Genomic DNA, 13,395 nt, shown 5'->3' with positions numbered 1-13,395 from the left:
ATGAAATTCCAATTATCAGAATGGGCAATCAGAAAGCCAATTCCCACAATTGTTATTTCTCTCGCGCTCACTGTCGCAGGGTTATTTTCCTTCTTTAAATTACCCATCAATGCCAATCCAGTGATTGACTTTCCTGTGGTGACGGTGACTGTCACACAAGAGGGTTCTTCCCCTTCTGAATTGGAAAATGCAGTAACACGCCCCATAGAACGAGCTGTTTCCGGGTTACCCGGTATTCGGCATATTAACTCAACTATTACCGATGGCGTATCGATCACGATTGTCGAATTTAATTTAAAAGTCGATCCTAACGTTGCTATCAGTGATATTCGCGAGCAAATTACCCAAATTCGGGCAGAATTACCCCAGACAATAGATGAGCCACTGATAAACCGCATTGATGTCGAAGGCGGGGCGATTCTGAATTATACCGTTCAGTCAAAAGATAAGGATTTGACCGAATTATCGTGGTTTGTGGATGACACGTTAAGTAAAAAATTACTGATGGTGCCGGGTGTCCAGAAAATAACACGATTGGGTGGTACAAGCCGGGAAATTCTGATTGAACCCGATCCGGTAAAATTGGCGGCGTTAAAGATCAGCATAGCGGATATTAACCAATTATTACTCCAGAATAATGTCAATATCCCCGGTGGGAAAATGACAATTGCCGGTCAAAACCACACTATACGTATATTAGGTGCAAAAAATGAAATTGAGTATCTTCGCCAATTAAAACTTCCTTTAGAAAAAAATAATTGGGTCACTTTAGGCGATATTTCCACTATCAATGATTCACATAAAGAGACTATTACTATTGCCCGTTTAAATGGTGAACCCGTTGTTGGTTTCGCTGTATTTCGTGCCAAAGGTTCCAGTGATACTGTGGTAGAAAAAGGGGTAACACAAACACTGAATGAGATTGAAAAAGAGTACGCCAATATCAATGTTAAGCTAGTCACATCAAACGTAAAATATACTGTGTCAGGTTATAACCTGACTATGCAGACCCTTATCGAAGGGGCGATACTAACCGTCATTGTGGTATTTTTCTTCCTGAAAAGCTGGCGGGCGACTTTAATTGCGGCAGTGGCTTTGCCATTATCGATACTGCCAACGTTTATTATTCTGCTTCTATTTGATTACACGTTAAACAGTATTACATTGCTGGCATTAACATTGGTTATCGGTATTTTGGTGGACGATGCGATAGTTGAAATAGAGAATATCGAAAAATATATTGAACGAGGGGAAAGGCCGTATATTGCCGCTATCAAGGCTTCAAATGCCATTGGTTTTGCCATTATCGCCATTACTATCACGATTGTCGCCGTTTTTCTGCCCGTCAGTTTTGTTGGCGGCTTTGTTGGTAAATATTTTGTTCCGTTTGGTATTACCGTATCTGCCGCCGTATTATCTTCATTGTTGGTTGCCAGATTGGTCACGCCCCTGATGTCAGCTTATTTGTTATTACCAAAGAAACATATCAAAGCGGATAAAGAGGATACCCCCGAATGGATTAAAAAATATGTTTCCATTCTGGATAAGACATTAAAATTTCGCAAAACCGCTTTAGTGCTTGCTTTCATCTTTCTTTTGGGTTCATTGGGGCTGGTTGATCTATTGCCATCCGGTTTCTTGCCTAAATCGGATGTCAGTATCGCTAAGATAGAGGTCGAAACACCACCGGGAACACAAGCAGAACAAAGTGATGCTGTTTTGCAGAACATTATCAAAAAGTTGCAGGATCGTCCTGAAATTATCGATGTCTTTTCTGTTGCCGGTGTTGAGGATTCATCCGGTACTATCAGCCAAAATAAAAGTAATATTCTTATCAACCTCGTCCCCATCAATGAACGTAAGTTGTCACAAAAAGAGTTTGAGCAATCACTGGCACCTGTTTTGGGTGAGATTCCAGATATTCGATATAATTTTGGTAATAGTGAAGGTAATCGTGATGTTTCGATTGTTCTGGCGAGTGAAGATCCCCAGATTCTATCGCAAACTGTAGATCAGTTACGCCGCGAGATGATGCAATTGAATGGCTTGAAAAATATTCAGGCCTTACAACCGCTGCCAAGACGGGAAATTATCATCACGCCGAATATTGCCGAAGCTGCCAGAGCAGGCGTGACTACCGACGCTCTTGGTTCTGTAATCAAAACAGCAACCATTGGTGAGATTAATGCCAATGTATCCAAATTTAACTTACCAGACCGGCAAATTCCGGTTCGCGTCTTATTATCCAAAGAAAAACGGGATAATTTGACCGTCTTGAATGATCTTTATGTGAACAGTACTTCTGGTACGAATGTGCCGGTCAAATCTGTCGCGGATATCTCTTTTGCTTCTGGCCCTGACAAAATAGAGCGCATTTCCAGACAGCGTAAGGCAGTCATTGAAGCCGATCTTAATGGCATTGCCATTGGAACGGCATTAGATCAAATCAATGAGTTGCCATCATTAAAAAATCTGCCACTCGAAGTGAAAAGGATTGTGTATGGCGATGTGGAATACATGAATGAAATGTTTGACCGTTTTTCCACCACTATGCTGTTGAGTATTTTGATGGTACTGGCCATTCTGATTGTTCTGTTCAAAGACTTTTTGCAACCGCTGACGATTTTAATTGCCCTCCCCTTCGCCATTGGTGGTGCTATCATCGCCCTGCTTCTCTATAATGCCGCGATTGATATGCCAGTAATTATCGGCATATTAATGCTGATGGGAATTGTCACCAAAAACTCTATTTTGCTGGTTGAGTTTATTCTCGAAAGAGCGCGCTCTGGTATGTCACGCAATGAAGCGATTATTCAGGCGGGCAGAGAGCGTGTCAGGCCAATTGTCATGACAACAATTGCCATGATTGCAGGGATGATCCCGCTCGTCATTACCAGTGGTGCTGATGCCAGCTTCCGAGCGCCGATGGCAATTGCTGTGATTGGCGGATTAATCAGCTCAACGTTGCTAAGTTTGCTGTTCGTGCCCGTGGTTTATAGCTATATGGATGACTTTAAAAACTTTATCATTCCATATCTGAAAAAATTATCGTCAGTAACGAAAGACGATCTTGATTATCGCTAGCAGATGATTTTATATCCAGAGTTTTGAAGGAAGTTAAAGTGAAAAAACAGACAGAAAAACAGCGGGCAAAACGTAAACATATTCTTGATGCCGCCATCGCCTGTTTTATAGAAAAAGGGTTTCATGCAACATCAACGGCAGAAATCTGCAAAGCAGCAGGTATGAGTCCCGGAAATCTGTTTCACTATTACCCAACCAAAAACGCCATTATTGAAGCTATTGCAGAAGAGGACAGCCATGATTATGACGAAATTCTCTCTTCCTGTGAGAATGAAGATTCAAGTGTTGCCACGATAGAAAAAATAATGACCGCTCTGCACCATCTTTCCAATGAACCCGGCTATGCACGTCTTGGCATTGAAATTATCGCTGAAGCCAGCCGCAATCCCGCTATTCATAAGATATTTATCGAAAATGACAAGAAAGTCAGGGAGCGCCTGGCCTCATTAATTCGCAAGGGTATTGAAAGTGGGGAAATCGGCAAACAAATTAATGCAGAGCAAGCCGCGTTCTGGTTAATGACCACTGTTGATGGCGCGATAGGAAAAAAAGGAATGGAATCAGATTTTAATGGGGCTGAAAATCTTGCTTTTCTGACCTACATGATACGAAAGACGCTTACATCCTAAAGGCCTATTCCGACAATCTCCCCCATCAACCAGTAGCGACACGCGCTCAGCTAAGGTATTATTGCCCGCTATATTATTGGTACACGCCCTTTATTAATTGAATTTATGGCAAAAGAACAAACTGATCGCACCACACTGGATTTGTTCGCAGATGAACGCAGGCCAGGGCGACCTAAAACAAACCCACTGTCCAGAGATGAACAGCTTAGGATTAATAAACGCAACCAGTTGCGACGAGATAAAGTCAAAGGACTGCGTCGAGTGGAATTAAAACTCAACGAAGAGGCAGTCGATGCACTAAATCATCTGGCAAAACAGCGTAATATCAGCCGTAGTGAACTGATTGAACAGATGCTGTTAGCCCAACTGGCAGAAAAAAATCACCTTGCCGATTAACGGCTTTTATTCAACAACAATAAAGCGGCATCACCACACAAATCTGACAGATTTGTCATGAATGTTTGGTCAAAATAACGCTTTTCACTTTATTAAAACTGACATTTTTCCTGCTGATTTCAGCGTGATGTGTATAGCTTAGATACACAATAAAACAAGAGGTTAACCCATTTTATGGCAATAATAGGTATATTCTTCGGCAGCGATACAGGCAACACAGAGAACATCGCCAAAATGATCCAAGAAAAATTGGGCGGTGCTGATGTTGCTGAAGTCCACGATATTGCCAAAAGCAGCAAAGAAGACATTGAAGCCTTCGATATTCTGCTGCTTGGCATCCCAACTTGGTATTACGGCGAAGCTCAATGCGACTGGGATGATTTTTTCCCGACTTTGGAAGAGATTAACTTCGAAGGGAAACTGGTCGCTCTATTCGGTTGTGGTGATCAGGAAGATTATGCAGAGTATTTCTGTGATGCTATGGGTACCATCCGCGATATTATTGAACCTCATGGCGCTATTATTGTAGGTCACTGGCCAACCGAAGGGTATCACTTTGAAGCCTCTAAAGGTATGGCTGATGATAACCACTTCATTGGTCTGGCTATTGATGAAGACCGCCAACCAGAATTGACTGATGAGCGCGTTGAGGCCTGGGTACAAAAAATTAAGGCTGAAATGAGCCTGTCTGAAATTCTGGATGCATAAGGGCGTTAGCTTCCTTTCACACACTTGCATAATGTGTCATGATATCAGGTCTGGCATGGTTTTCATTTTGAATATCCATGCCTATAATCAACAACGTGAAACAGAATCATGATTCCCCACGATACCCCTAAGTATCATAAGTTCACTTAACTCAAGTTACAGGACTGAATCCGCATGACCGACAACAATAAAGCATTGAAAAATGCTGGACTTAAAGTAACACTTCCGCGCTTGAAAATTCTGGAAGTGCTACAGGACCCAGAATGCCATCATGTCAGTGCGGAGGATCTCTACAAAAAACTGATTGATATCGGTGAAGAGATTGGCCTCGCCACTGTCTATCGCGTGTTGAACCAGTTCGATGATGCCGGCATTGTCACACGCCACAATTTTGAAGGCGGTAAATCTGTTTTTGAACTCACTCAGCAACACCACCATGACCATCTAATTTGTCTCGACTGCGGTAAAGTCATTGAATTCAGTGACGAATCGATTGAAGAACGCCAGAAAGACATCGCTGAACGCTATGGCATTAAACTTTCAAACCATAGCCTCTACTTATATGGTCACTGCGCTGTTGGTGATTGTCGCAAAGATAGTTTGCTGCATGATGAAAAAACATAATAAGCAAGCACAATAAAGAAGTGATTAACGTCGTTCGCTTCTCGTGTCTGGCTTAATCTGAATAAACTACTGCCGATTAGCGTGAGCTAATCGGCAGATTGCTTCAGGCGTTAGATTTAAGCGTTACAATTTAACTTCGTCTATCCGGCTAAAACGTTTTCCATCGCTACTGACAGAACGGATTTTCACATTATTGCTGACGTAAGGCCGCTGTCTGTCATCGTAAATCTGCCATGTTCTTCCATCATCCAGTGAATATTGGATAACAACACCCGGCAATGCAACATTAGCTTCAAATACCCCGGCAACAATTCTTCCTCCCGGAACCGGCAGACGATAAGCAATGTTGAGTTTATCCAGTTTGGTCAGCTCATGCTGCCCCATCAGGTTGGCAAAACGTTCCCAATCACGATTGAGCACATCCGTATCAACATAATGGGTTATTCCACCTTTATATTCTCTACCCTGCTGATAATTCAATTCCCAATCCGCCTGATGCCATGCACGTTCCGCCAGCGGTAATAAGCGCGGGTAAATCATATATTCCATCTGTTCATCAGTACGCACGGTTTCACTCCATGATAGCCCTGACATACCATAGGCGCCCGGCCAACGTTTACTGCTATGGGTATTAAAACGGTTGCCATCGCGATCTACCGAAGTTTCCGCATTCTGTGGCATGTTATTTGGGGCAAAGCTGAAAATTTTCGCCTCATCATTAAACCGAGTCGCCCAATAGTAGCCCCGCTCTTTCGGATGCACTTCATACGGCATATCAATGTAGACATAATCAGGGCTGGAAACGATGACTCGATAACCTTTATTCGCCCAATCATTTACGGTGTCATAACCTCCCCAATAAAGGGTATCCCAGAAATTGACCGCAACATGTTTAGTGGCAAAGTCTTTTGCTGACTTGGCATGTTTCAGGCCATCCTGCCATGCCTGCATCGTGTCAATGCCGTGAGAGTTGACGATTTTACTTACTTCAATAGCAAAATAACTGGCAAGCTCATCAACATCGTTGATTACACCCTGCGCTATCATCTTCTGGCAAACCTGAGATTTAGCCCACGGCTTATCTTCGATTTTTTTGTTGATAATCCCCTTGCCCGGCACAATTGGCCCGTCTTGATCCTGATATCCGGCGCCCAAACGAATATTTTTCGCCTCATCCCCGCCAAAATGCCATGTATTCAACGGTTGCCCGGCTTCTTTGTGCATGGCGGCAACTTCACTAATCACTTTATCGATAAATCGTTTGGAAGAATCCATACATGGGTTCAGATAACTCCGACGATCATAGAACTGTACGGATGTTGTATTTGAGGTATCTGTCGGATCAAGTAAGCGATATTCATTGGCCTCCTGCTCTTTGCCTTGTGCCATAAGTTTTTTATAGCGTGCTTCCATTGATACAACAGCGGCACGGGCATGAGCGGGAATATCAATTTCTGGGATTACTTCTATCTGGCGGGCTTTGGCATAATTCAGAATATCAAGATAATCCTGACGGCTGAAATAGCCGCTCCCCATGTTGTTGTTATTCGGCCCTGACCCCAATTGCGGCAACAGGCACTGAGTTTCACTCAGGTCATGGCAACGCTGACTGCCAACCTCTGTCAACTCCGGTAAACCGGGAATTTCCAAACGCCAGCCTTCGTCATCACTCAAATGGAAGTGGAACTTATTCAACTTATAGCTGGACATTTGATCGAGCAGACGCAAAACCGCTTCTTTGCTATGAAAGTTACGCCCAACATCAAGGAACACACCACGATATTCAAATCTTGGTGCATCTTTTGCTGTCAATGTAGCAATCTTCGGCGTACCGTTGGCAGGAAGTAAGGAAAACAGTGATTGCAGGCCGTAAAATACACCTGATTGATCAAACGCGACAATCTGTGCTCCTTTGGTCGTAATTGCCAACGAATAGGCGCCTTTTACCCGCCATGACCTTGTAAACTGATCCGCATTGATTTGCGTCGCTATCCGATAGCCGCTATCTGTTAAGTCAATGTTCTGTGCTTTAAAACGCTCTCTGATGACCTTAATAGATTCGCCGCTCAACCCTCCCAGCTCTAATTTCACTCCACGGGATAAATCGACATCCTGTGAATGAATGGAAAGCTCCCTCGGAGTCGGAATTATCTGCCCGCGCAGTTTATCCTCACTGATTTTTGCTACCTGCTGATTTTTTGTGAAACGATTCTCCGCTGTCATCAGGATATTGTTATCCGTTACAGTGCGCTTCCATTGTTCACCTTCCAGATCAGATAAAAACTCACTGATGTTTTCAGTATCGGTATTCACCAACACCTTAGGCGTAGCATCGCCGGAGGTTGCATACCAACGTGGCATAAAATCCGTGCTGTAGATCTGCCAGTATTCCCCAATAATCGGCAGCACGATCTTTTCATTAGCCTTAATACCTGTGAATTTCTCGGTTGGCTCCAATTTATATAAGTCACCCGTTATATGGGTGGTTTTGTATTGCTCATTATCCAGTTTCAGAACTTGGCGAATACTATGAAAATAGATCGCCCAATCAGAAGAATCGATTGCCTGATTACCATTGCTCAAGGTGATATTAACGCGATTACAGGCAGCCGAATCTGCGCCTATAATCGCGCAGTTTGTGCCATGCGAGCCAGCCTGATTATCAATGACTTTGAAATTGACTTTTAGCTGGCTCAATGAATCTACGATCTGTTGTGATGTCATTTCCGCATGGGTGTTACCTATAAATCCAACTGCCGTGATGAGTGCTGCCAAGGTACGTAATTTTATGGTTTTCATAAACTACCTCGTCCGAATTTCTTATTTTTTTCTCTGGGCAAATAGTGTACAGATTTTGCTAGCCAATAACCCTATATAATATGGGACTATAAGGCAATTTTTTAATCACAATTGAAGGAATCAATTTTCATTACAATACTTTTATCTGCACTTTCAGCGAACCACAGCAGCGGGTATGACGATAATCACTTTTGAGTTTTAACTCGAAATCTATTTTCTCTGTGGAAGTTGACGCGACAACATATTTTTTCTGGTTTGAACTATCAAAAAGAAAATTCTTTGAAATACATCCCAAAAAGAAAATTCTTTGATGTATGTTACAAAAAACAGATGACAAAACATACAAGAGACTTGTATTCGGAACTTGCTGAGTCCATTATAAAATTAATTACTCTTAGTTATTATTTTAATGTAAATAATTTCATTTGGCATGGTTATTCTTTAAGTCTTATAGGAGATTTGAATGTTTAGTCCCTTACGACGAATGGCTTTCCAGGCTGACCGTCGATCCTAATTTGAACGACAATGCCTTGTTGCCCTTGCTACCAATGCTTTCTGAACGCGTTTACCATAAGTGGACCCGATGGGAGGCCAATGACAACATGCCGATTTATGATACCACGAATACAAATTCAGCCTTGGCTAATGCCTCAACTCCGTTGCATTTCACCCCAATGGGAAGAGAGCTGCTCTCAAAATACCTCGCCTATTATCTTCCCAAACTTTCTATCGATTTGATTACTGCATCTCGTTAAGCCTAAAGTGCCACAGGTTGCACTGTCAGAATTACAAAGCGCCGGCTAAAAAACCAGCGCTTTATCAGTAAATTGAAGCGTGAAAATAATCACGCTTTTTTAGGGTGTGGATTAGGCAACCTGACTCACATTATTCCTGTGAGATTTTTGCCCAAGTATCACGCAAGCCAACCGTGCGGTTAAATACCAGATGTTCAGCACTTGAGAGGCTGCTATCAGCACAGAAATAACCTTCACGCTCAAACTGATACGTTTTTTCTGGCAGTGCATTTACCAACCCTGGCTCTACAAACCCTTTACGAACCACCAATGATTCTGGGTTGATAGTAGACAGAAAATCATCTTCCGCGCCGGGGTTTGCCACACTGAACAGACGGTCATACAGGTAAAATTCTGCTGGTACGCCGTGTGCAGCACTTACCCAATGAATAACACCCTTAACTTTGCGGCCATCAGCCGGATCTTTATTCAAGGTTTGTTCATCGTATTGGCAATAAATTGTCGTGATATTGCCTTCCGCATCTTTTTCAACATGTTCAGCTTTAATCACATACGCATTACGCAGACGTACTTCTTTACCCAGAACCAAACGCTTATATTGACGGTTAGCTTCTTCACGGAAATCCGCGCGATCAATGTACAGCTCACGACTGAACGGCACTTCACGGCTGCCCATTTCTGGCTTGTTCGGATGATTAGGCATGGTCAGAATGACTTCGCCTTCCGGCATGTTCTCAATCACCAATTTTACCGGATCAAGAACTGCCATGGCGCGCGGTGCATTTTCATTCAGATCATCACGAATGCAAGATTCCAGGGCTGCCATTTCAACGTTGTTATCCTGTTTAGTCACACCAATGCGGCGGCAGAATTCACGAATAGAAGCCGCAGTATAACCACGACGACGTAAACCAGAGATAGTTGGCATACGTGGGTCATTCCAACCATCAACGATGTTTTCTGCCACCAACTGATTCAGTTTACGCTTTGACATCACCGCATATTCCAGATTCAGGCGAGAAAACTCGTACTGACGTGGGTGGCAATCAATCGTAATGTTATCCAATACCCAGTCATATAAACGACGGTTATCCTGAAATTCCAGTGTACAGATGGAATGGGTGATCCCTTCCAGCGCATCGGAAATGCAGTGTGTGAAATCGTACATCGGATAGATGCACCATTTATTGCCTGACTGATGATGTTCTGCGAACTTAATGCGGTAGATAACCGGATCACGCATAACGATAAACGGAGATGCCATATCAATTTTGGCACGCAGACACGCCTTACCTTCAGCAAATTCACCGGCACGCATCTTTTCAAACAAAGCGAGGTTTTCTTCCACGCTGCGATCACGGTAAGGACTGTTTTTACCCGGTTCTTTCAGAGTGCCGCGATATTCACGGATTTCTTCAGCGCTCAATTCATCCACATACGCCAATCCTTTGTTGATTAACTCAATGGCGTATTGATAAAGCGTATCGAAATAGTCAGAAGAATAGCGAATATTGCCACTCCACTGGAAACCCAACCATTGTACGTCAGTTTTGATTGACTCAACGTACTCGATGTCTTCCTTAACTGGGTTTGTATCGTCAAAACGTAGGTTGCACTGTCCCTGATAGTCTTGAGCGATGCCGAAATTCAGGCATATCGACTTGGCATGACCAATATGCAGATAACCGTTAGGTTCAGGCGGAAAGCGGGTATGTACGGATGTGTGTTTCCCCGTTGCCAGATCTTCGTCAATAATCTGACGAATAAAGTTTGTCGGGCGGGCATCTGCCTCACTCATTGTTTTTTCCTCAATGCAAAAAGCGCTTCAACATAACCCCCTATAATCTATTAAGCTGAACCGAGAAACAATACTTTGTTCGTGGGAAATGGAGGAATGGGTAAAGTTAAGGTGTAAAAGCGGGAAGCCCAAATGCTTCCCGCTATAAAATCAACCAATTCGATGATTGTTCAATACCGCAATCAATTGATCTGCACAATAAACAATATGTTTTTCATCCCAGCTAGGATGCAAATACAGACTGATTGTTCTAGGTAATAAAGAACGTGCTGTTTCACACACCACATCACGGTAATTAACTGATTCTGGTGAGGTGTATTCTGTCGAATGGAAAGGGAAATTCGTTGAGCCAAAGCCACGCAATTCTCTGAATACTTTTTCCCCATAGGCTTCCGGCCATTGGATCTTAAATGCAGGGACGCCTATCTTTTTCAAGTCACTTAAAATGACCTCAGCCGTACAATCCAATTTGTTCAAATCAAAAACTATCGGATATAACCAGTAAGCATTGCATCTATCTTGGGAATTCAACGGTAAACTGTCGATTAAATCAATATTGGCAAATTTTTTATCGTAAATCTTGGCATATTGCTGACGATTTTTCATGTTCCAATCATCGAATCTCTCCAATTCATTAATCCCAATGATCGACTGAATTTCAGTCATTCGATAGTTGTAACCAATGCGATTATGTACATGCCATGAAACTTCTTCCAAAGCGAGAAGGTCAAACTTTCTTCTCACATCAAAACCATGATCTCGATAGGCTCGGCATTCCCAACCAATCTCCGTATTATTGGTGACAACCATGCCCCCTTCTCCACCCGTCGTAAAATGTTTTGCTTGGCAAAAACTAAAGGTTCCAAGATCACCAATTGTTCCAACCGATTGTCCTTTATATTTTCCACCTAAGCATTGAGCGCTATCTTCTATCACCTTAAGATTATGTTTGCGTGCAATAGCCATAATTGGATCCATATCGCATACCACCCCATAAAGGTGGACAACAATAATCGCTTTGGTACGGGACGTAATCAGTGTCTCAATTTTGTTAGGATCAATGGTGTGCTCTTCAGTCGTATCACAAAAAATAGGAATAGCCCCACATTGTAAAACCGCAAAAGAGGTGGCAATAAAGGTGTAGGAAGGGACTATCACTTCATCTCCCGGGCCAATATTTAATGCACCAACTGCAATATTAACGGCGGAAGTACCTGAATTACAGGAAATAGCCATTTCTGCACCAATCCAATTGGCAAATTTATTTTCAAATTCCATACCTTTCTTTCCGGTCCAATAATTAACCTGACCAGATAAAAGTGGTGCTTGAATATCTTTAAATGTTTTTTCTGAAAAACAAGGCCATTGGGGAAAATTCATAATAACATTCCTTAATTCTTATAGTAGGTGAATTTTTAATTAAATTAATGTATTTTAATTAACTTTGTATTTAATAGCATAATTAATGCACCAATAGATAATATATAAAACGCTATTTCCAAATCAAAATTGTACGCAATAAATCCTATTAAAGCAGGTCCAATCATAATTCCAAAATATCCGAATGTTACAATAGAAGCAACAGCATGGCTGGGAAGCATTATATTTTGGGTTCCTGATATAGAACATAATATTGGAACAATATTTGATGAACCCAACCCAATAAAGAAAAAACCAACCATAGACAGGTTAAGAGTTTCTACACTAACAACAATAAGAAACCCAATGCAAATACTTAATGTACCAAAGAAAAATACTATCCCTCTCCCTATTTTTGATATAATTAAATCCCCCATAAATCTTCCCATTGTCATCGCAGCAGCAAAAGCAGCATAACCGAATCCACTGAATGATATATCAACATTGCGCTCATTGACTAGAAACACACCACTCCAATCAATTACAGATCCTTCAATAATTCCCATTAAAAAACAAAGTAAACTAGCAACAATCACTATACCTTGGGGGAAAACGATTTTTTTCCTATCTCTATATTCATTGTTATCTTTATGACTAATCAGTCCGGAAAAAGACAGCAAAAACAATATAGTCAATATAGAAGATACAAATAAACATGACTCAATAGCCAAAAAGTCAAAGTAAAGCAGCATAGATACACCAGCAGCCCCAAAGATTCCACCCAAGCTAAAGAAACCATGAAATCCTGACATTAAGTTTTTATTTGTTTCCTTTTCAACTGCAACTGCCTGAATATTCATTGCTACATCCACCGTACCAATCGATGCACCAAACATAAAAAGCATGAGGCCAAGCTGGATAGAATTAGAAGATAATACCAATAACGGCAAAAAGATAATAGAAAAAAAACCTGAATATATTATAACCTTGCGACAACCAAATAAAGTGGTCAGAAATCCTGTAATAGGCATAGAAACAATTGAACCTAATCCAAGAAAAAGTAATAAAAAACCTAATTCGCCTGTATCAATATTTAAATCTGCTTTTACCAAAGGTATCAAAGGAGCCCATGCAGAAATCCCCATACCTGCCGCAAGGAAAACGATCCTAGTAGAAATAACATTATTCATGGAGTATCTCAATCTTAATATAAATACTATTAACATCCAATCAATAAATTATA

The 13,395-nt window shown here is 41.7% G+C and carries 10 protein-coding genes; 6 read left to right on the top strand and 4 right to left on the bottom strand.

Translation table 11 applies throughout. The features are described from left to right. The 5 genes from AAC854_RS01255 to fur all read left to right on the top strand — a co-directional run bounded on the left by AAC854_RS01255 (nucleotide 1) and on the right by fur (nucleotide 5,441). Nucleotides 1–3,084, top strand: coding sequence for an efflux RND transporter permease subunit (locus AAC854_RS01255; protein WP_340615536.1), 3,084 nt, complete (start codon nucleotides 1–3; stop codon nucleotides 3,082–3,084). 38 nt (nucleotides 3,085–3,122) lie between these two features. Continuing rightward, nucleotides 3,123–3,713: a TetR/AcrR family transcriptional regulator gene (locus AAC854_RS01250; protein ID WP_340615535.1), complete on the top strand. Its 591-nt coding sequence runs from the start codon at nucleotides 3,123–3,125 to the stop codon at nucleotides 3,711–3,713. A 105-nt stretch (nucleotides 3,714–3,818) separates the two neighbouring features. Further along, nucleotides 3,819–4,109, top strand: coding sequence for a LexA regulated protein (gene ybfE, locus AAC854_RS01245; protein ID WP_340615534.1), 291 nt, complete (start codon nucleotides 3,819–3,821; stop codon nucleotides 4,107–4,109). Nucleotides 4,110–4,283: 174 nt separating this feature from the next. After that, on the top strand, nucleotides 4,284–4,817 hold the full coding sequence (fldA, locus tag AAC854_RS01240; protein ID WP_340615533.1) for a flavodoxin FldA: 534 nt from the start codon (nucleotides 4,284–4,286) through the stop codon (nucleotides 4,815–4,817). 174 nt (nucleotides 4,818–4,991) lie between these two features. Beyond that, complete coding sequence (fur, locus tag AAC854_RS01235) at nucleotides 4,992–5,441, top strand: ferric iron uptake transcriptional regulator (RefSeq protein WP_340615532.1); 450 nt, start codon at nucleotides 4,992–4,994, stop codon at nucleotides 5,439–5,441. 123 nt (nucleotides 5,442–5,564) lie between these two features. Here the strand turns inward: fur and AAC854_RS01230 are convergent, their stop codons facing one another. Further along, entirely contained in the window at nucleotides 5,565–8,240 is a 2,676-nt protein-coding gene (locus AAC854_RS01230; RefSeq protein WP_340615531.1) for a beta-N-acetylhexosaminidase, read from the bottom strand. 602 nt (nucleotides 8,241–8,842) lie between these two features. On the opposite strand from AAC854_RS01230, the gene AAC854_RS01225 reads away from it, so the two are divergent. Beyond that, the gene (locus AAC854_RS01225) at nucleotides 8,843–8,995 is read left to right on the top strand and encodes a hypothetical protein (RefSeq protein ID WP_340615530.1); all 153 of its coding nucleotides are present in this window, start codon (nucleotides 8,843–8,845) and stop codon (nucleotides 8,993–8,995) included. A 130-nt stretch (nucleotides 8,996–9,125) separates the two neighbouring features. Here the strand turns inward: AAC854_RS01225 and glnS are convergent, their stop codons facing one another. The 3 genes from glnS to AAC854_RS01210 all read right to left on the bottom strand — a co-directional run bounded on the left by glnS (nucleotide 9,126) and on the right by AAC854_RS01210 (nucleotide 13,342). After that, nucleotides 9,126–10,793 carry a glutamine--tRNA ligase gene (glnS, locus tag AAC854_RS01220; RefSeq protein WP_340615529.1) on the bottom strand — a complete coding sequence of 556 codons (1,668 nt, stop codon included), beginning with the start codon at nucleotides 10,791–10,793 and terminating at the stop codon, nucleotides 9,126–9,128. A gap of 150 nt (nucleotides 10,794–10,943) precedes the next feature. Beyond that, nucleotides 10,944–12,173, bottom strand: coding sequence for a DegT/DnrJ/EryC1/StrS family aminotransferase (locus AAC854_RS01215; protein ID WP_340615528.1), 1,230 nt, complete (start codon nucleotides 12,171–12,173; stop codon nucleotides 10,944–10,946). A gap of 44 nt (nucleotides 12,174–12,217) precedes the next feature. Further along, nucleotides 12,218–13,342 (bottom strand): MFS transporter, encoded by a 1,125-nt coding sequence (locus tag AAC854_RS01210; RefSeq protein WP_340615527.1) that lies wholly within the window; start codon nucleotides 13,340–13,342, stop codon nucleotides 12,218–12,220. Nucleotides 13,343–13,395 lie beyond the last annotated feature (53 nt).

Origin of the sequence: Xenorhabdus entomophaga (assembly GCF_037996725.1) — a bacterium.
In the GTDB taxonomy this organism is placed as follows: Bacteria; Pseudomonadota; Gammaproteobacteria; order Enterobacterales; family Enterobacteriaceae; genus Xenorhabdus; species Xenorhabdus khoisanae.
The sequence above is the reverse complement of the archived record's forward strand: the minus strand, read 5'-3'. Positions and strand labels throughout refer to the sequence as shown.